This is a genomic window from Bradyrhizobium sp. SZCCT0231, assembly GCF_018130245.1.
Classification (GTDB): domain Bacteria; phylum Pseudomonadota; class Alphaproteobacteria; order Rhizobiales; family Xanthobacteraceae; genus Bradyrhizobium; species Bradyrhizobium japonicum_F.
The window spans coordinates 961,577-980,985 of record NZ_JAFCKP010000001.1; the positions used below are offsets into that span (position 1 = coordinate 961,577).

The 19,409-nt window shown below is 66.1% G+C and carries 19 protein-coding genes; 5 read left to right on the forward strand and 14 right to left on the reverse strand.

The features are described 5' to 3' along the window. Window positions 1-28 precede the first annotated feature (28 nt). The 5 genes from JQ566_RS04290 to hydA are packed head-to-tail and all read left to right on the forward strand — an operon-like array spanning window position 29 to window position 4,806. Entirely contained in the window at window positions 29-1,033 is a 1,005-nt protein-coding gene (locus JQ566_RS04290) for an ABC transporter substrate-binding protein (protein WP_212370408.1), read from the forward strand. Further along, complete coding sequence (locus tag JQ566_RS04295) at window positions 1,017-1,868, forward strand: ABC transporter permease (RefSeq protein WP_212370410.1); 852 nt, start codon at window positions 1,017-1,019, stop codon at window positions 1,866-1,868. Before JQ566_RS04290 ends, JQ566_RS04295 begins: the two co-directional genes overlap by 17 nt. Beyond that, window positions 1,868-2,644: an ABC transporter ATP-binding protein gene (locus JQ566_RS04300; protein ID WP_212370412.1), complete on the forward strand. Its 777-nt coding sequence runs from the start codon at window positions 1,868-1,870 to the stop codon at window positions 2,642-2,644. The genes JQ566_RS04295 and JQ566_RS04300 overlap by 1 nt, the downstream gene beginning before the upstream one ends. Window positions 2,645-2,653: 9 nt before the next feature. Next, window positions 2,654-3,385, forward strand: a complete 732-nt coding sequence (locus JQ566_RS04305) for a maleate cis-trans isomerase family protein (RefSeq protein WP_212370414.1) — start codon at window positions 2,654-2,656, stop codon at window positions 3,383-3,385. A gap of 11 nt (window positions 3,386-3,396) precedes the next feature. Continuing rightward, entirely contained in the window at window positions 3,397-4,806 is a 1,410-nt protein-coding gene (gene hydA / locus JQ566_RS04310; protein ID WP_212370415.1) for a dihydropyrimidinase, read from the forward strand. 30 nt (window positions 4,807-4,836) lie between these two features. Here hydA and JQ566_RS04315 read toward each other — a convergent pair whose 3' ends face one another. The 14 genes from JQ566_RS04315 to JQ566_RS04380 are packed head-to-tail and all read right to left on the reverse strand — an operon-like array spanning window position 4,837 to window position 19,406. Then, window positions 4,837-5,463: an FMN-dependent NADH-azoreductase gene (locus JQ566_RS04315; RefSeq protein ID WP_212370416.1), complete on the reverse strand. Its 627-nt coding sequence runs from the start codon at window positions 5,461-5,463 to the stop codon at window positions 4,837-4,839. 3 nt (window positions 5,464-5,466) lie between these two features. Next, window positions 5,467-7,041 carry an isochorismatase family protein gene (locus tag JQ566_RS04320; RefSeq protein WP_212370417.1) on the reverse strand — a complete coding sequence of 525 codons (1,575 nt, stop codon included), beginning with the start codon at window positions 7,039-7,041 and terminating at the stop codon, window positions 5,467-5,469. 18 nt (window positions 7,042-7,059) lie between these two features. After that, complete coding sequence (locus JQ566_RS04325; protein WP_100231006.1) at window positions 7,060-7,908, reverse strand: MBL fold metallo-hydrolase; 849 nt, start codon at window positions 7,906-7,908, stop codon at window positions 7,060-7,062. Window positions 7,909-7,939: 31 nt separating this feature from the next. Then, the gene (locus tag JQ566_RS04330; RefSeq protein WP_212370418.1) at window positions 7,940-8,824 is read right to left on the reverse strand and encodes an amidohydrolase family protein; all 885 of its coding nucleotides are present in this window, start codon (window positions 8,822-8,824) and stop codon (window positions 7,940-7,942) included. Then, window positions 8,821-9,939: a vWA domain-containing protein gene (locus JQ566_RS04335; protein ID WP_212370419.1), complete on the reverse strand. Its 1,119-nt coding sequence runs from the start codon at window positions 9,937-9,939 to the stop codon at window positions 8,821-8,823. Before JQ566_RS04335 ends, JQ566_RS04330 begins: the two co-directional genes overlap by 4 nt. Continuing rightward, complete coding sequence (locus JQ566_RS04340; RefSeq protein WP_212370420.1) at window positions 9,936-10,817, reverse strand: AAA family ATPase; 882 nt, start codon at window positions 10,815-10,817, stop codon at window positions 9,936-9,938. Before JQ566_RS04340 ends, JQ566_RS04335 begins: the two co-directional genes overlap by 4 nt. 10 nt (window positions 10,818-10,827) lie before the next feature. Then, window positions 10,828-11,850 (reverse strand): xanthine dehydrogenase family protein molybdopterin-binding subunit, encoded by a 1,023-nt coding sequence (locus tag JQ566_RS04345; RefSeq protein ID WP_212370421.1) that lies wholly within the window; start codon window positions 11,848-11,850, stop codon window positions 10,828-10,830. Then, window positions 11,851-13,443: a xanthine dehydrogenase family protein molybdopterin-binding subunit gene (locus JQ566_RS04350; RefSeq protein WP_212370423.1), complete on the reverse strand. Its 1,593-nt coding sequence runs from the start codon at window positions 13,441-13,443 to the stop codon at window positions 11,851-11,853. It abuts the gene before it with no gap. A gap of 9 nt (window positions 13,444-13,452) precedes the next feature. Then, window positions 13,453-13,929 carry a (2Fe-2S)-binding protein gene (locus tag JQ566_RS04355; RefSeq protein WP_212370425.1) on the reverse strand — a complete coding sequence of 159 codons (477 nt, stop codon included), beginning with the start codon at window positions 13,927-13,929 and terminating at the stop codon, window positions 13,453-13,455. Between the two features lie 6 nt (window positions 13,930-13,935). Next, window positions 13,936-14,754, reverse strand: a complete 819-nt coding sequence (locus tag JQ566_RS04360) for an FAD binding domain-containing protein (protein WP_212370427.1) — start codon at window positions 14,752-14,754, stop codon at window positions 13,936-13,938. Window position 14,755: 1 nt separating this feature from the next. After that, complete coding sequence (locus JQ566_RS04365) at window positions 14,756-15,199, reverse strand: SRPBCC family protein (RefSeq protein ID WP_212370429.1); 444 nt, start codon at window positions 15,197-15,199, stop codon at window positions 14,756-14,758. 2 nt (window positions 15,200-15,201) lie between these two features. Continuing rightward, on the reverse strand, window positions 15,202-15,639 hold the full coding sequence (locus JQ566_RS04370; protein ID WP_097659057.1) for an SRPBCC family protein: 438 nt from the start codon (window positions 15,637-15,639) through the stop codon (window positions 15,202-15,204). Window positions 15,640-15,648: 9 nt separating this feature from the next. Further along, window positions 15,649-18,546 (reverse strand): flotillin family protein, encoded by a 2,898-nt coding sequence (locus JQ566_RS04375; protein ID WP_212370431.1) that lies wholly within the window; start codon window positions 18,544-18,546, stop codon window positions 15,649-15,651. Between the two features lie 26 nt (window positions 18,547-18,572). Then, window positions 18,573-19,406, reverse strand: coding sequence for a phosphoenolpyruvate hydrolase family protein (locus JQ566_RS04380; protein ID WP_212370433.1), 834 nt, complete (start codon window positions 19,404-19,406; stop codon window positions 18,573-18,575). Between the last annotated feature and the right edge of the window lie 3 nt (window positions 19,407-19,409).

Sequence of the window (19,409 nt, forward strand, 5' to 3'; positions counted from 1 at the left end):
ATATCGCGCCTTCGAAGCGGAGTAAGCGATGCGGACGAGTTTGCGACTGGGTCTAATGGCAATGGCGGCAATGCTTGGCGGAAGCGATCTCGCCTCGGCGCAGACCGCGAAGATCAAGCTCGGCTACGCCAAATGCGCGCACTGCCTGCCGATGTCGCTGATCCCGGGCATGGCCAAGGGCGTCGAGGTGGAGGCCACAGGCTTCAACTCGGGCAATGACGTGCTCACCGCCCTGGTGTCGAAGAGCATCGACGTCGCGCAGGTCACCTATCTCCATTACATCACAGCGCTCGACAAAGGTTTTGATGTCGTCGCCGTATCGGGTCAGATCAATGGTGGCTCGGAATGTCTGTCCTCCGCGAAGCTGAACCTTCCCCCGGAGGACTGGGCCACGTTCAAGACGACCGCCCTGAAGGCGAAGAGCGACGGTCAGCCGCTCAAGGTCGCAGCCTCACGCGGCAATGCGCAGGACATCCACATGCGCGGCGCCTTCCTCAAGCAGGGCGTCGCTCCCAACAAGGACATCCAGTTCATCAACATTCCCAATCCGTCCGACCATCTCGCAGCGCTCCAGCGCGGCGAGGTCGACATGATCTGTTCGGTCGAGCCGTTCGCCTCGCAGATCCGGCTCGCCGGCGCCGGCAAGCATTTCGTGCTGCCGTATGAGCAGGCCGCGGGCAATCTCACGAATCTGATCGTCACCCGTTCCGACGTGATCGCGAGCCAGCGCGCCGGCGTCCAGGGTGTCGTCAGCGCCGTGGTCGAGCTCGACAACAAGCTGATTGCCGACAAGGGGCCGTGGATCGAGGTCATCAACAAGCTCACCGGCCTCGACAAGAATGTGGCGACGGAGGCGCTGAAGAATGCTTCGCCCGATCCTGCGATCCATCGGTCGCAGACGCTGGCGATCGCGGCGATGATGCGCGACCTCAAATACATCTCGAAGGACGTCTCCGCGGAAGCGGAGAAGAACATGGACTATTCGTTCCTGGAGAAGGCCACGGGAAAGGCCAAGAATGACCTCGGTTACTGACGTCTCGCCCGCAAGGCCGGCGTTTCGGCTGACGCGGGCATTCCAGGGGCTCGAACGCCTCGCCGTCCCCGCGCTGCTGATTGCGGGCTGGGAGGCGTTTGCCCGCAGCGGCATGCTGCCGCCTGCGCTGCTGCCGGCGCCGAGTGCGGTGCTGCATGCGCTCGGCGACTGGGTGTTCGGCTTCGACGAGACCACGCAGACCTACTCCGGACATTGGCTGCGTGATGCGCTCGCCAGCGCTCTTCGCGTCTTTGGCGGCTTTGCGCTGGCAAGCCTGCTCGGCATCCTCGCGGGGGTTGCGATCGGCTGGTCGCGCCTGTTCGAGAAGACGCTGGAGCCGACGCTGCAGATGCTGCGCCCGATACCGCCGGTGTCCTGGATTCCGCTCGCCATCATCTGGTTCGGCATCGCCGACAAGCCCGCGATCTTTCTGGTCTTCCTCGGCGCCTTCTTTCCGGTGCTGATGAACAGCATCCACGGCGTCAAGACCGTGGACCACAATCTCGTCCGCGCCGGCGCGATGATGGGCGCGAACGGACGGCAGATGCTGACCGACATCGTGCTGCCGGCGGCGCTGCCCTCGATCTTCGCCGGCCTGCGCATCGCGGTCGGATCGGCCTGGATGCTGACGGTCACGGCCGAGATGGTCGCGGTGAAGAGCGGCCTCGGCTACGTGCTCTGGGATTCCTATTACTTTCTGCGCTACGACATCGTGCTGGCGGCGATGATCTCGATCGGGCTGCTCGGCTATCTCTCCGATCTCGGCCTCAAGGCGATCATGGCGCGCACGCTGCGCTGGCAGCAGACGACCACCGTGCAGGGCAGGGCAGGCTGATGGCGGCAATCGAGCTTCGCAACATCGTCAAGGTGTTCTCGGACAAGCGGCGCGGCCGCGACCTCTTGACGCTGGACAACATCAATCTCGACATCGAGGCCAATGATTTCGTCTGCCTGCTCGGCCCGTCCGGCTGCGGCAAGTCGACCTTGCTCAATATCATCGCCGGCTTCGAGCAGGCGACCTCCGGGCGCACGCTGGTGGACGGCAAGCAGGTGGAGCGGCCCGGCTCGGACCGCGGCGTGGTGTTCCAGCAGCCGACCCTGATGCCCTGGCTGACGGCGATCGACAACATCGCCTTCCATCTCAAGCTCAAGGGCGTCGCCAGGGCCGAGCGCTACGATCGCGCCATGGAGTTCATCGATCTCGTCGGCCTGCGCGGCTTCGAGCACCATCATCCCTCAGAGATGTCCGGCGGCATGAACCAGCGCGTCGGCATCGCCCGCGCGCTGCTGATGAACCCCAGCGTCATCCTGATGGACGAGCCGTTCGCGGCGCTGGACGCCCAGACCAAGCTCGAAATGCAGGAGGAGCTGGTCGCGATCTGGCAGAAACGCCGCTGCACCATCGTGTTCGTCACCCACAGTGTCGACGAGGCGCTGGTGCTCGGCAACAAGATCGTGGTGATGACCAGGCGGCCGGGCCGGATCCGCGAGGCCGTCAATTTCGACCTGCCGCGCCCGCGCGATATCACCAGCCCGGAGTTCAACGACGCCAAGCGCCACATCCTGGCTTTGATCCGGGAGGAATCGACGCGGCTTGCGCAGGCGTCGTAAGGTATCGCCATGCGCAAGCGTCTCGGCATGATCACGCCGTCTTCCAACTCGGTGCTGGAGCCCGTCACCAGCGCCATGCTGCACGGCGTCTCCGGCGTCACCGCACATTTCTCGCGCTTCCGTGTCACCGAGATTGCACTCGACGCCGCCGCCTTGAGCCAGTTCGATGCATCTGTGATGATTCCGGCTGCGGACTTGCTGGCCGATGCCAAGGTCGACGCGATCGCCTGGAACGGCACGTCGGCGAGCTGGCTCGGCATTGGTCGCGACCGAAGTCTTTGCGAAGCGATCACGGCGCGCACCGGCGTACCAGCGACGACCTCGACGCTGGCCTGCATCGATGCCGCCCGCGCGCTCGGCGCCAAACGTGTTGGTTTGGTCTCGCCCTATACGGATGATGTGCAGCGGCGCATCGCCGTCGTCTGGGCCGAGGAGGGGATTGCTCCGCACGCCGAGCGGCATCTCGGCCTGCGCGACAACTTTTCCTTTGGCGAGGTTACGCCTGCGACGATCGCGGACATGATACGTGACGTTGCGGCAGAGGGCGCCGACGCAGTCGTCATTCTCTGCACCAATCTCGACGGTGCGGCGCTTGTATCGTCGCTAGAGCAGGAATTGGACATTGCCGTGCTCGATTCGATCGCGGTCACGCTGTGGCGGACCCTCGGCCTCGCCGGCGGCGACATCGGGGCCCTTGCGCAGTGGGGCCGGATCTTCCAGACAGTGCCAGTCATCAGGTGACGGAGACTCATGTGACGCAGCTCGATCTCGCCATCCGCGGCGGCACCATCGTGACGGCCAGCGACGAGTTTCGCGCCGATATCGGCATTCGCGACGGCCGCATCGTCAGCATAGCCGATAGCATCGAGGGCGCGGCCCGCGAGATCGATGCGACGGGCCTGCTGGCGCTGCCGGGCGGCATCGATAGCCACGTCCACATCTCGCAGCCCTCGGGCCCCGACGTGGTGATGGCCGATGATTTCGCCTCGGCGACGCGCGCGGCCGCCGCCGGCGGCAACACCATGGTGCTGCCGTTCGCACTCCAGGAGAAGGGCACGTCGCTGCGGACCTGCGTCGAGAACTACCGCAAGCTTGCCGAAGGCGAATGCTATATCGACACGGCGTTCCATCTCATCATCTCCGATCCGACCGCGGTCGTGCTCGGGCAGGAACTGCCGGCCCTGGTCAAGGACGGCTACACCTCCTTCAAGGTGTTCATGACCTATGACGACCTCGTGCTCAGCGACAAGCAGCTGCTGGAGGTGTTCGAGGTGGCGCGCCGCGAGGAGGCGCTGGTCATGGTCCATTGCGAGGGTTATGACGCCATCCGCTTCCTCACCAGCAAGCTGGAGCGCGAAGGTCATATCGCGCCGTACTATCACGGCACCTCGCGGCCCCAGGCCGTCGAGCGCGAGGCGACGCATCGTGCCATCAGCCATGCCGAGGTGATCGGCGTTCCCATCATGATCGTGCATGTGTCCGGGCGCGAGGCGATGGAGCAGGTGCGCTGGGCCCAGCAGCGCGGCCTGCCGGTGCATGCGGAGACCTGCCCGCAATACATCACGCTGACGGCCGACGACATGAAGGGCCTGAACATGGACATCACGGGCGCCAGATACGTCTGCTCGCCGCCGCCGCGCGATGCCGAGAGCCAGCAGGCGATCTGGGAAGGCATCACATCAGGCGTGTTCCAGACCTTCTCGTCCGACCACTGCCCGTTCCGCTACGACGATCCCAAGGGCAAGCTGACGCCGAATGCCCGCACCTCGTTCCGCTGGGTGCCGAACGGCATCCCCGGCGTCGAGACGCGGCTGCCGATCCTGTTCTCCGAAGGCGTCTCGAAGGGTCGCATCACGTTGCAAAAGTTCGTCGAGTTGACCGCGACCAATCATGCGAGGATCTACGGCCTCTATCCGCGCAAGGGCTCGATCGGCGTCGGCTTCGACGCCGACATCGTTCTCTGGGATCCCAAATTGAAGAAGCCCATTCGGCAGGCCGATCTGCATCACGGCTCGGACTACACGCCCTGGGAAGGTTTCGAGGTCACGGGATGGCCGGTGACGACAATCGCCAGGGGACAGGTGGTCTTCAGCCAGGGTCGGATCGTCGGCACCAAGGGTACAGGCCAAGTGCTGAGCCGGGGCAAGTCGAGCCTGATCTGATCCGCCTCGACACGTCGCGAAGGCGGGGCTCTAGAAGGTCGCAGCCATCGCAGCGAGGCGTTGATGGGCCCTTTCGCGGGCAGCATCGATAGGCTGCTGCGGTCCGGTGGTTGGACCGATCAGCACGAAACGGACATTGCTGATTCCGATGAAGCGCAGGATTTCCCTTATGTAAGGCGTTGCCATATCGATGCGGCCGCGGTTCATGCCAGTGGCAAAATCGCTGCCGCTCGCGATGACGACCAGCGTCGGCCGATCCTGCAGCAGCGGGAAATATCCTTGCGACGGATCGAACCGGAAGGTGAGCCCGGGCTGGACGATGATGTCGAACCACTGCTTGAGCTTGTAAGGAACGCCGAAGTTCCACATCGGGGTCGAGATCAGCACCCGATCGGCGCGCGAAAAGCGCAGCGCCATTCGCTCCGCCTCGGCAAAGCTGTCGCGTTGCGCCTCGGTGAAGGCCTGAGCCTTCATGCGCGCATATTTGGCTTCGACAATAGGGCCCGTGAATTCCGGCATCCGCTCTCGCCAGATGTCCACGACATCGACGTCCCAATCCGGCCGAGCCTGGCGGAATCCGTCAAGAAAGATACGCGCGCCGGCAGTCGACTCGGACTCGACGCGGGGCGAGCAGGACAGGTGCAGGAGCTTTGCCACAGCTCATCCCAGCGCTCTGATGACGGTGTCGGCGCTGGTCACGACCGCGACGTTCTGCATGGCGAAGTTGATCGAGGCGTTGTGCCAGTCGGCATTCATGGTCGAGCAGCAATCCTCGGGCACGATCATGAAATAGCCCTTGTCGGCGCCGGTCCGCGCGGTGTGTTCCACCGACATGTTGGTCCACGCGCCGGTATTGATGATCATGTCGCGGCCGGTCGCTTTCAGGATCGTCTCCAGCCGCGTGCCTTCCCAGGCACTCATCCGCATCTTCTCGACGACGAAGTCGCCGGGCCGCGGCTCGAGGCCGGAGACAGGCGATGCGCCCCAGCTTCCGCGCACCATCGCCTTGCTGTCGACGAGGCCCTCGAACAACGGAGCATTCAGCGTGACGCCCGGTGCCCCGGGCTCGACGACGAACCAGACATGGATGATGGCGACGCCGCGCGCGCGTGCGGCCTCCGCGAGGCGGCGCACGTTCTCCACGACGTGCTGTTGCTTGGCGTGACCCGGCGCGCCTGACTCGGCGAAAGCGCCGCCGTCCATGATGACGTCGTTCTGGAGATCCTGGATGATCATGGCGCAGCGTTGCGGATCGAGCCGCATCTCGCCCTCGGTCAGAACAGGTGAGGCTGGCGATGAGCTCGGGCTTGTTCCGCCACCAGCGCGCCTGCCGCTCATATAGGGCTCATTCCGCGGGCCGACCTTGGTTGGAATCGCGTATACCGAATGGGTCGAGGTGAGATAAAGCGTGCGGAAATCCGGCCCGCCCCAGGCGAGGTTGGCGACCAGCTCCGGCACGCGGACCTTGCCGAGCAGTTCGCCGCGCGGCGAATAGACCCAGACGCCGCCGGGCGCGGTGACCCAGACATTGCCTTGCTGATCGCACTTCATGCCGTCGGGCAAGCCGGGTTCGAGCTCGGACTTGATGCCACTCGCAAATACCCGCGCATTGGACAGCGAACCGTCGCTGTTGACGTCGAACACGCGGATCAGCGCTTGCACTGTGTCATTGACGTAGAGCAGCTTCTCGTCCGGCGAGAAGCACAGCCCGTTCGGCTGATCGAACAGGTTGCGCTCGACCACGAGCTTCGGTTCGCCGCCGGGCACGACGCGATAGACGCCCTGGAAGCCGAGCTGGCGGGGCCGCTCGACGCCATAGACCGGCATGCGGCCATACCAGGGATCGGAGAAATAGATCGCGCCGGATGAATGCACGCAGACGTCGTTCGGGCTGTTGAGCTCTTGGCCGCGGAAATGCGAGGCCAGCACCTCGCGCCGTCCGTCGGGGCGTTCGCGGACCAGCGACGACGTCGCGTGCTCGCAGACGATCAGGTTGAGCTCGGCATCATAGGTCATGCCGTTGCATTTGTTCGAGGGACGCTTGACCTCGACGACGCCGCGCCGCGCATCCCAGCGCCTGCGCACGTCGCCCGGCATGTCAGAGAACAGCAGATAATGATCGACCGGATGCCAGATCGGCCCTTCCGTGAAGTCGAAGCCGGTGCCGATCTGTGCGACCGGCGCATAGGGGTCGATCAAAGTCTCGAACTCGCTTCGCAACGTTACATGCGTCATCGGTCGATCCTCGACATATCAAGCCGGGAACCAGTTGCGCTGGGGGAGGGACTGAACGATCGGGCCGGGGACCTGATCGTGCAGGCGCCCCACGACATTGCCGCCTTCGATCTTGGCGGGCCGGTCGTGGACGGGGAGCAGGTAGCGCGAATTGCTGAGCAGCTTCTTGATCGCGGCCTTTTCCGCGCGCTTGCTGGTGCCATGGTTGCCGGTGGTGCGCGGCTCCCAATCGTGGATTTCATGGAAAGGCGTGACGATCTGATCGTTGAAGTCGTAGATCACGTCGCCGCAGATGGTCGCGATGCCATCGGCGGTGTGGACGATGATGTTCATCGAGCCCTCGGTGTGGGCGTTGGCGGCGTCGCAATAGACGCCGGGCATCAGCTCGATCGGTCCGGTGATTTCAAGGTCGAGGAAGCGCAGCGCGCTCTTGGTGTGCAGGCGGTCGATCAGGTGCTTGATGTCGGGCGCCGGATATTGTGGATGCATCAGCCCGGAGACGGAATATTCGAGCTCGCGGCGGTTGAGAACGACGGTCGTGTTCATCGGGAACAGATCGTCCTTGCCGGCGTGGTCGATGTGCAGATGAGTGTGGCAGACGAAGCGCACATCGCCCATGCGGACGCCGTGACGCGCGAGCTGGTTCTCGATCATGTTCTCATGATACTGGAGCCCCCGCATGCCCAGCGTCTCCATGATCTGGTTGGAGCGATAGCCGGTGTCGACCACGACCGGATAGGGGCCGCCGAGGATCAGGAAGCCGAGGGTGAGGACGCGGCGGGTGCGGCCGCAGTCGCGGCCGAGCACCAGAAAGCTCGATTCCAGCTCGATATCGCCGTAGTCCAGGATCTTGATCTCCAGCGCCATTCGATTCCCTCCCTATCTTGTTTCTTGTCCGTCAAAGCCGGTAGACGCGCGTCGCTGTCGTCCTGAAGATCGCGTCCTGTTGATCCGCACTGAACGGGGTGGCGGCTGCGCGAAAGGCACCGACGAGCTCGCGATAACTGGTCCACAATTTCTCGATCGGGAAATTGGAGCCGAACAGGCAGCGCTCCGCGCCGAAGATCGCGACGGTGTCGGTGAGCACGGCGGCGATATGCGCAGCGTCATTGTGGTGGATGAATGTGCCGAGCCCGGACAGTTTTGAGACCACGTTCGGACAAGTCGCAAGCCGGGCCATCCCGGCGCGCCAGGCCGCCCGTCCTGCCGGCGAGAGATCCTCGGGCATGCCGGCATGCTGAAGGATGAAGGTCACGTCGGGACAGGACTCGGCGAGCTGCGCCGCATCCGGCATCTGCGGCGTAAAGACCTGCAGGTCGAAGCTCCAGCCGTAATCGGCCAAACGCGCGACGTTGCGGCGGATCAGGGGGTCCGCGCAGAGATCCGGACGGGCTGCGAAGCGATACAGCGGGTTCTCGTGCCAGTGCAGCTGCATGCGCACGCCGCGCAGCAGTGGATAACGCTTGAGGCGGTCGAGCTGCGGGCGGACGTCGTCGACCGCGAAATTGGCGTAGGCGACGATGGCGTGCGGCCAGCCGTGCTCGTCGGCCGTCCGCTGCACCCAGGCTGCCTCCTCCTCGAAATGCTCTTGTGCCCAATTGGTCTGCACATAGACGGAGCGGGTAACGCCGGTGTCCTTGAGATCCTCGAGGTATTCCTGGATCGGGTAATCGCGCCGGATCGGCTCGTATGGTCCGAAGATGCGGGGCTGCATGGGACCGGTCAGCCACGGCAGGTCGGCCTGCCGCCAGATGTGATGGTGGCCGTCGACAATATCGTTCACGCAGCTCTCCTTCCCAGTGCCAGCACATGGGCGACGATCGAGGCGCTCGATCCGCCGTCCACGAGATCATCGACGAAGCGCTCGATCGCGACCAGCGCTTCGGTCTGCGGGCGGAAGCCGGGGCCTGTCGCGAGCGGCGTCAGCCAGCTCAGGCGCCAGGCCCGCCGCGATAGTTTCGCGACGGCGTCGCGAAGGGCGTCGGGTTCACCGCGCTCGAGCCCGTCGGAAATGATGACCACGGCGGCGCCGCGGGCATAGCCGCCGAACCGCGGGACCGCGAGAAAGGCTTGCAGCGCGTCGCCGATGCGGGTGCCGCCGTCCCAGTCGCTGACGAGATGCGCGGCGGCGTTCAACGCCTGCTCGCGGCGCTTCAGCCGCAGCGCGCGGGTGACACGGGTCAGCCGCGTGCCGAAGGTGAAGACCTCGACGTCAGGCGCGGCCTGCACCAGCGCATGCGCCAGCTTCATGTTTTCCTCGGTGCGGCTCTTCATCGAGCCGGAGACGTCGATCAGCAGCAGGAACTTTCGCGGGCGCTGGCGCCGCTTCATGTGGCCGAGACGGAGGATCTCGCCGTCGCTGCGGACGCTGTCGCGCAAGGTGCGGCGGAGATCGGCGAAGGGGCCGCGGCGCGCCCGCATGCGGCGGTGCCCGCGCCGGCGCGGCAGGCGCCGCGGGGCCTGGCGTGCCAGGCGCCGCAGCGCATCGGTCGTGGAGAGCTGGGCGAAGCGGCGCTCGACCAGCGCCTCGGTGCGCGTCGCAGTGAGGCCGGACTCGTTGGCGTCGTCGGAGAGCAGGGGCTCCTCGTCGCCGCGACCTTCCTCCTGCAGACGAACGGTCTCATCGTCCTCGCCGTCTTCGGCATGCTCGATCGCCTCACTGCCGCGGAAATGAAGGTCGAACAGCCGGTCGAAGGTGGCGCGGCGCTCGGGCGGCGGTGCGAGGGTGGCGAGCGCAGACAGCCTGATGTCGTCGAGGTCGCGCGGGCCCAGCAGCGCGATCGCGGCAAGGAAGGCGGTGGTCTGCTCCGGCGCAACGGCGAAGCCGTTGGCGCGCAGCAGCGCGACGAATGAAACGAAGATGCGGGCAGCGCGCGGGAGCTGCAGCTCGGTGCTCATGCGGTCGCCTCCGCGAGCAGGGCATCGAGCCGCGGCGCGATGAAGTGCAGGTCCTCCTCGTCCTTCAGCGCGACGCCGATCGAGCGCTTGAAAGCATCGGGCCAGCGCGCGCCGCCCATGTTGAGGAGGGTCGCGGCCTCGGCCCAGTCGACGGCCTCGGCGATGCCGGGGGCCTTGCTCAGCGGCTCGCGCCGCAACTTCTCGACGGCCGCGACGACGGCACGGGCCGTGGCTTCGGCGACGCTGGATGCGCGCATCATGACGATGCGCGCCTCCCGCTCGGCGGTGGGATAGTCGATCCAGTGATAGACGCAGCGGCGGCGCAGCGCTTCGTGCAAATCGCGCGTCCGGTTCGAGGTGAGCACGACGACCGGCCTCTCGGCGGCGCGGACCGTGCCGCGCTCGGGGATGGAGATCTGGAAGTCCGAGAGGAATTCGAGCAGGAACGCCTCGAACTCCTGGTCGGCACGGTCGATCTCGTCGATCAGCAGCACGGTGGAATCAGGTGCGCGCAGCGCCGCCAGCATCGGCCGCTCGATCAGGAAGGTCTCGCCATAGATGTCGATGCTGTCGTCGCCGGCCTGGCGGATCGCGAGCATCTGGCGCGGATAGTTCCACTCATAGAGCGCAGCGGAGGAGTCGATGCCCTCATAGCATTGCAGGCGGATGAGGCGGCGGCCGAGCACGGCGGCGATAGCCTTTGCGGCTTCCGTCTTGCCGACGCCGGGCGCGCCTTCCAGCAGCAGCGGCTTGCCAAGCGCGAGCCCGAGATAGGCCGCAGTCGCAAGGCCCTCGTCGGCGAGGTAGTAGGCAGCCCGAAGCGCCTTCTCTAGCGCTTCCGGGCTGTCGATGCCGACGATGTTGCTACGAACCGCCACGACTGATCCTCTAACGCCGCGCTTGTGGCCGCGCGCCGCCCTGGGCCTTGATCGCCCGCAGCACCTTCTCCGGCGTGATCGGCAGCTCGTCGATGCGCACGCCCACCGCGTTGAAGATCGCATTCGCCACCGCCGGCAGCACCGGATTGGCGCACATCTCGCCAGGGCCTTTTCCCCCGAACGGACCATCAGGAGCGGGACGCTCCAGCACGGCAATATCATGCGGGCAGATATCACCGGGACCGGGCATCAGATATTCGACGAAGTCGCGGGGCCCGTGGACGGGATCGGGATAGTATGGCTCCGGCGTCTCGTAGAGCGCATGGCTGACGCCCATCCAGGCGCCGCCGACGAGCTGTTGCTCGACCAGGCGCGGGTTGAGCGCGCGGCCGAGCTCATAGGCGGAATCCATCCGGACCATCGCGACCTCGCCGGTCTCGTCGTCGACCTCGACTTCGGCAACGAGGCAGGCATGGGCATAGCAGGTCGCCGGAGACATCTCGCCGGTTTCGGGGTCGACGTCCGACAGCGGCACGAGGAAGATGCCGCGGCCGGAGATGGTCTTCCCCTGCCTGAACTGCGCGGCGATCGCGACGTCCTTGGTCGAGATCGAGCGATGCGGCGCGCCTTTGACATGGATGTTGCCGCGGCCGTCGGTTTCCAGATCGGCGGCGTTGACCTCGAGCTCCTCTGCGGCGGCCTCCATCATCACGCCGCGCGCCTCCCGGGCGGCGGCCATCACGGCGTTGCCGACGCGATGGGTGCCGCGCGAGGCGAACGAGCCCATGCAGTGCGGCCCGGTGTCGGAATCGGCGGTGTCGACATAGACGTCCTCGACCGGCACGCCCAGCGTCTCCGCGCAGATCTGCCGCGTTACCGATTTCATGCCCTGGCCGAGGTCGATCGACGACAGCGCCACGGTGAACTTGCCGCTGGGGTTGGAGTGCACCAGCGCCTGGCTCGGATCGCCGCCGAGATTCATGCCGATGGGATAGTTGATCGACGCCATGCCGCGTCCGCGATGCCTGGTCATCTAGCGCCTCCTGGTGCCGAAGACGGAGGAGAAACGGGTCGCGCCATGCGAAGGCGTGACCGGCCGCGGCGAGGGCGGCGGCGGACTCGGTGGTGGCGGCTCGCGCGGAGGTTCGCGGGTGACGGTGGGCGGGAGCCGATCGTAGCTCGTGCGCTGCTGTGCCGGAGCCGTCGGCCTTGCGCGCGAGTCTGTCGGTGTCGGCGGAATCGCGGCGCGGCTGCCGCCGCCGTCCGTGCGCGAGGAGGCGCGCCTGAACTCGTCGCGGATTGGCCACTTGGCTTTTTCCGCCGCAACCTGCACGCATTCAATCAGCGCGGTGTTCTTGGCCTCGCGTCGGTGGGCCTTCATGTCGCCGTCGCGATAGGCGTTCAGAATCCGGAACTCCATCGGGTCCATGCCGACGAGGTTTGCGAGCTTGTCCATCTGGCATTCGATGGCGAAGTCCATCGCGGTGACGCCGAAGCCGCGCATGGCGGTCGCCGGCGTGCGGTTGGTGAAGACGCAGTAGACGTCGCCATAGACGTTCGGGATGGTGTAGGGCCCCGGCAGGTGCGCGGCGCATTTCACCGCAGCGTAGCTCGACAGTCGCGTATAGGCGCCGCTGTCGAAATAGGCGCGGATCTTGCGCGCCACGATGCGGCCGTCGCGCATCACGCCGTCCTTGATGTAGATGCGCTCGGCGCCGCGCGGCGGGCCGTATTGCATCTCCTCCTCGCGGCCGAACACGTAGCGGACGGGACGCCCTGTCAGCATGGCGCCGAGGATCGCGAGCGGCTCGGTCAGCGTATCGACCTTGCCGCCAAAGCCGCCGCCGACGGTGCCGCCGATGAAGTGGAAGGTGTTGGAGGGCACGTCCAAAATCTTGGCGCAGGTGTCGACCGAGAAGAACAGCGCCTGCGTCGAGGTGTAGACGACGTAGCGGCCGTTGGTATCGGGCGCGGCGATGGCGCCGTTGGTCTCGGTCGGCGCGTGCTCGATCGGCGACATCTGGTAGCGCTGCTCCAGCACATGGTCCGCGGTTGCGAGCGCCGCATCGGCATCGCCAAAACGCAGGCGCTGGTGATCGTAGACGTCGTGATAGATGAAGGCGTTCTTCGGATAGGTCTCGTTGACCACGGGGGCGCCGGGTTTCAGCGCGTCCTCGACGTCGAACACGGTCGGCAGCGGCTCGTAGTCGATCTTGACCTTTGCGATCGCCTCGAATGCCTCGCGCTCGCTGTCGGCGACGATGGCAAGGATCGGCTCGCCCTTGTAGCGGACCTTGTCGACGGCCAGCGACGGCTCGTCGTCCTTGCCGAAGTTGATCAGGCTGAGCAGCGTGTTGAGGTTGCGTGGCACGTCCGCGCCGCGGATGATCCGGCGCACGCCGGCCGAGCGCTCGGCCTCGGTGGTATCGATGCGGCGCAGCCTTGCATGGGCCTGGGTCGAACGAACGACCTTCAGGTGCAGCATGCCCTGGAGCTTATGATCGCCAAAATAACTGGACGTGCCCGTGATGTGACCGAGCATGTCCTGGCGCTGCGTGCCCTTGCCGATTTCCTTCAGGTTATCGTCACGCTCGTCGGCGAAGATGTCCTTGCGCAGTTCCAGCATGGTCTGACCTCAGGCGCTGGCCCGGCCGCCCGCGGCGGCGAGGATGGCATTGATGATCGGCTCATAGCCGGTGCAGCGGCAGATGTTGCCGGAGATCGCCTCGATCACGTCGGCCCGGCTCGGGGAGGAATTGCGGTCGAGCAGGGCTTTGGCGGCCATCAGCATGCCCGGTGTGCAATAGCCGCACTGGGCGGCGAAATTGTCGGCGAACGCGCGCTGGAGCGGATGCAGGTTCGGGCCTTGCTTCATGCCGTCCAGCGTCTCGACCGCACGGCCCGCGACCGTCTCGGCGAGCGTCAGGCAGGAGAGGTGGAGTTCGCCATCGATCAGCACGCTGCAGGTGCCACAGCCGCCCTGGCCGCAGCCGAATTTCGGGGTCATGTCGCCGATCAATTCGCGCAGCGCCACAAGGAGATTAGTGCCGCCGTCGACGAAGATCGCGACGTCGCGGCCGTTGTGGCGAAACTGCAGGGGTATTTTTGTCATGGCGAGCTATTCCTGTCCCGACAGCAGACGCCGCAAATGCACGCCGACGATCTCGCGGCGATACCAGGCGCTGCCGAGCGCGTTGTCGGATGGCGATGTTCCTTCGGCTGCCGCGGATGCCGCAGCCGCAATGGTGGCGGTATCCAGCGAGCGCCCTTCCAGCGCGCGTTCGGCCGCGCGGGCGCGGATCTGGGTCGGGGCCATCGAGCCCAGCGCGATCCGCGCGCCCACGATCCGTCCTCCGCTGATCGGCAGATGCGCGGCCAGCGTGATCACCGAGCCGCCCTTCGGTTTGATGCGCGCGATCTTGCGATAACGGAAGGCGTCCGCGCTCGCCGGCCGGGTACAGGACACCGACAGCACCAGCGTGCCGGCTTGCCGGTCGCGCGCCTGCAAAAACTCCTCGATAGGGATGTCGCGGGCGCCGAAGCCGCCTTGCACGGCGACGGTGGCATCGAGCGCCAGCAGCGCCACGGTGAAATCGCCGTAAGGATTTGGCGCGAACAGATTGCCGCCGACCGTGCCCATGTTCCGTACGGCAGGACCGCCGATCGAGCGGGCAGGCGCGTGCAGAAAGGAGAGGTCGCGCTCGGCGAGGATGCGCGCGAAGGTGACACCGGCGCCCAACGTCACGCGCGGGCCGGACGCATCGATCCGGCTCAGCGCCTGGTCCTGCGCGCGGACGATCGTCGAGATCGAGACATCGCCCTCGTTCAGCGCCCGCATCACCAGCGTGCCGCCGCCGAGATAGCGCGCGCTACGGTCCGAGGACAGCGCTCCGGCCGCCTCGCTCGCATTCGCAAAGGTCTTTACCGTCACGGCCATGCTATGCGGCCTCCCTCAGATGGCGGCGGATCGCCTCGAATCCAGCCTGATAGATGTCCTCGGCGACCATGTGGGTGATCCGGTCCTTGTCCTCAGGCTTTGTCGTGAAGCGCGACTCCCAATGCCAGAAGGTGCGGTCGCCGTCGGTCACCGGCAGCAGCCGGACATGGGCGACGTAGTTGAACATCGGGATCGGCGTATCGAGCAGGCAATAGCTGAAGGTCTGTTCGAGGTCGGACAGCGCCAGCAGCTGCTCGCGCAGCTCGGAGCCGTCCTTGAGCTTGAACCGCCTGACGCAGCCGATCTTGTCGGCGGACTGCGCGCGTTCGATGGAGGAGATCGCCACCGCCGGATGCCACCGATCATGCCCGTTGAAATCGCGCAGCACGTCCCACACCGCGTCGGTCGGCGCGTTCAGGATGGTGCTCTTGACGACATGCGGCACTGCTAGCCTCCAAACACGCGCTTCAGGGCGTCGAAGCCGCCCTGGAACACGCCGCCGCCGATGTTGTTGACGAGCTCGGTCTCCCGCTCCGGGGCGCAATCGAACTCGGCGGTCCATTCCACAAAAGTCTGGTCGCCGTCGGTGACGGGCGTCAGCCGCAGGGTCGCGACGTAGTTCTCGACACCCATCGGGGATTCCAGGATCGAGTAGGTGCAGAACATGTCGTAGTCGGAGAGGCCGAGCAGCTTCTCGCGGATGCGGTCGCCGTTGCGCAGGCGAAAATCTCGCACGCAGCCGATCTTGTCGGAGGGCTCGCCGCCCTCGATCCGGCTCTCGGCGATGGCCGGATGCCAGTTCGGCAGGCCGTTGAAATCGCGCACCCGTGCCCAGACGCGATCGTTGCGGGCGTTGACCACGGTGGAGACGTAGACGCGGGCCATGGCGCGACCTCAGCTCTTCTTCTTCGGAGCGCGCTCGGCCGGCGGCTCGCCTTCGGCAGAAGGCGGGCCGGCAGGCTTGTCGCCGCCGCCGCTCTTGCGCGCGGAATCCTTGATGCCCTGCATGTCGCGGGCCTCGCGGATAAGCCCCGGCATTTTGGCGAGACTGCCGCCCTCGACGCCGATGTCCGACAGGATGGAGTCGATCAGCGGCGCCTGGACGCGGTAGCGCAATGCCGAGTCGATCACTTCGTCGGTGGCGCTGCGGCCGCCATTGCCATTTCCGTGGCCGTTGCCGTTGAGGCCGTCGACCTGGAGGATGCGGATGCCTTCGATCTTCTCCATCGGCTTGACGCTCTCGCGCACGATGCCCTCGATGCGGTCGAGCAGTTTTCGGCGGAACAGCGAGTAGCGGGCCTGATCGGTCAGCACGTTCTCGGCCTCGTTGAGCATGCGCTGCGCCTCGGCCTCGACCGCCGCGCGCACGCGCTCGGCCTCGGCCGCGATGCGCGTCTCCTCGGCCTGTTTCTCGGCGAGCAGGATTTCGACGGTCTTGCGCCGCTTGGCGATCTCGCTCTCTCGGGCCGTGACGACGCGCTCGGTAGCTTCCGTCGCGCGCATCCGCGCTTCCTCGGCCGACGCCTTGGCCGCAGATTCCTCCAGGGACTTCAGATGGATCGCAATCGCCTTTTCCATCAGGACAGTCTCGACTTCCTTCTCGCGATTGACCTCGAGCTTGCGCAGCTCGCGCTCGCGGCCGATGCGGGCTTCGTCGAGGCCGCGATCGGACGCGATACGCGCACGCTCGACTTCCTCGCGGGAGGCAATCTCGGCTTCCTGCAGGGATTGCACGCGGGCGACCTCGAGCTGCTCGATCGCGCGGCGCCGCTCGATGCGGGCGGCCTCCAGCGCCTGCTCACGCGAGACGTCGGTGGTCTCGACCTCCTTGCGGGCGACGATCTCGGCCTGCTTGACCTGCCGGTCGGCGTCGATCCGTTCGGAACGTTTGGTGGAGAGGGCGATGACCCGGTCCTCATCGGCGATCTCGATCGCCTTCTTCTGCTCGATGTTGAGCACCTCACGCTTCTTGGAGGAGTTGATGCGCTCGGCCTCGAGCGCCAGATCGACCGTGATGCGCTGGCGCTCGACGGCGTCGCGCTGCTTGAGCTCGGCCGCCTCCAGCGCGCCGGTCCGTTCGATCTCCAGCGCGCGCGTCTCGCGTTCGGCCTGGATGCGCTCGGCCGCAACCGCCTTCTCCTGGGCGATGCGGGCCGCCTCGATCGCCTCGCGCGAGGCGATGTCGGCTTCCTCGACGGCGCGGTTGCGGGCGATCTCAAGCGAGCGCACGCGCTCCTCCTGCGCGATGCGCGTCGCCTCCGTGGTCTCGCGCGCGGCGATGCCGGCGACGTCGAGCGTCTGGTTGCGCTCGATCTCGAGCTGCCGGGTGCTCTGCTCGGCGGCGATGCGCTCGGCGGCCAGCGTCCGCTCGCGGGCGATGCGGGCGGCCTCGACCGCACGCTGCGCCTCGATCTCCGCCTCCTGGATGGTCCGCACCTGCTGGATCTCCAGCGCGCGGGTGCGCTCGTCCGAGGAGATCCGCTCCACATTGACGATCATGGTCTGGGCGATGCGGGCCTTTTCGGTGGCCTCGCGTGCGGCAATCTCGGCCTCGTCGACCGCGCGCGTCCGCTCGATCTCGCGGCGGCGCGTCTCCTCTTCGTTGGCGATGCGGGCATCGGTGACGACGCGGTCCTGCTGGATCCGGGCCTTCTCGATGGCCTCGCGGGCGGCGATCTCGGCTTCCTCGACCGTGCGCATCCGCTCGATCTCGCGCTGGCGGACTTCGCGTTCCGAGGCGATGCGGGTGGTGTCGATCGAACGCTGGTTGGCGATGCGGGTCTTCTCGATCTCCTCGCGCGCCAGCAGCTCCTTTTCCTCGATGGTCCGTGTCCGCTCGATTTCCTTCTGGCGGGTCTCGCGCTCCGAGGCGATGCGGGCCTCGGCGATTGCCTGCTCATTGGCGATGCGGGCACGCTCGATGGCTTCGCGGGCGGAAATCTGCGCCTGTTCGGCCTCGGTCTCGCGCAGCGCCCGTTCGCGGGCGACTTCGGTGCGCTGCAGCGCACGGCGCATCTCGATGTCGCGTTCCTGCTCCAGGCGCGCCGTCTCGCTCTCACGCTCGATCTCGAGCGCCTGACGTTCGGCCTCCAGGTTGCGGGAGCGGATCTTGATCATCGAGTCCTGCTCGATGTCGTTGCGCAGCTTCCGCTTGGCCTCGATGTCCTCCATCAGGCGGGTCAGACCTTCGGCGTCGAACCGGTTCGACGGGTTGAAGAATTCGAGATCGGTCTGGTCGAGATCGGTGATCGCGACCGATTCCAGCTCGAGGCCGTTCTGGGCGAGCGCCTCGGCGGCGTTGGTCTTGACCCTCGCGACATAGTCGCCGCGCCGCTCGTGCATCTCCTCCATGGTCATTTCGGAGGCGACCGAGCGGATCGCCGAGATGAACTTGCCGGCGAGCAGGGCGTGCAGCTGCTCCGGCTCCATGGTGCGGCGGCCGAGCGTGGCTGCGGCGATCGAGACGGCCTCCCGGGTCGGCTGCACCCGGACGTAGAAGTCGGCCTCGATGTCGACGCGCATCCGGTCGCGGGTGATCACGGCATCCTGCTTCGACCGCACGATGCCCATCGGCAGCACGTTCATGTTGACCGGCGTGTAATCGTGGATGAACGGCAGAACGAAGGCGCCGCCATTGATCACCACGCGTTCGCCGAGGAAGCCGGTGCGGACGAACGAGGTCTCCTTGGAGGAGCGGTGGTAGAGCCAGTTCACGATGTAGACGCCGACCACGATCACGACGATCGCGACGATCAGCCAGAGGATCAATTCACCGACCAGCATCCCTGACATCTTTCCCTCCCTCGTACCATCAGGCGTTATCGCGCGCCGATCGCCTTGAATTGACGCACCTGCTCCGTCAGCGCCCGCTCCACGGGCAGCCGCTCCATCGAGGACGCGCCGTAGAAGCCATGGCAATGGCGGGTGTTCTTCATGATGAAATCGGCATCGGCGGGATCGGCGATCGGGCCGCCATGCGCCAGCACCAGGATGTCCGGATTGACGCTGAGCGCGGCGGCGGCCCAGGTGTCGATCCGCGCGGGGCAGTCCTTGAGCTTTGGCGCGGTCTGCGCACCGATCGTGCCGCCGGTCGTCAGGCCCATGTGGCAGACGATGATGTCGGCGCCTGCGATCGCCATCGCTGCGGCTTCCTTCTCGCTGAACACGTAAGGGGTGGTCAGCATGTCCTTGTCGTGCGCTTTTGCGATCATGTCGATTTCGAGCGCATAGGACATGCCGGTCTCCTCGAGATTGGCGCGGAAGGCGCCGTCGATCAGGCCGACCGTCGGAAAGTTCTGGACGCCGGAGAACCCGAGCGCCTTCAGCTGGTCGAGAAACACGTCCATGTCGCGGAACGGATCGGTGCCGTTGACGCCGGCTAGCACCGGCGTCCTGGTGACCACGGGCAGCACCTCGTTTGCCATGTCGACCACGATCGCGTTGGCATCGCCGTAAGCCATCAGACCCGCGAGCGAGCCGCGGCCGGCCATGCGATAGCGGCCGGAATTGTAGATGACGATGAGGTCGACGCCGCCGGCTTCCTCGCATTTGGCTGATAGCCCGGTGCCGGCGCCGCCGCCGACGATCGGCTCGCCGCGCCTCGCCATGTCGCGAAACTTCTTCAGGAGCGCCGCGCGTTCAAACCTGGCCATCGG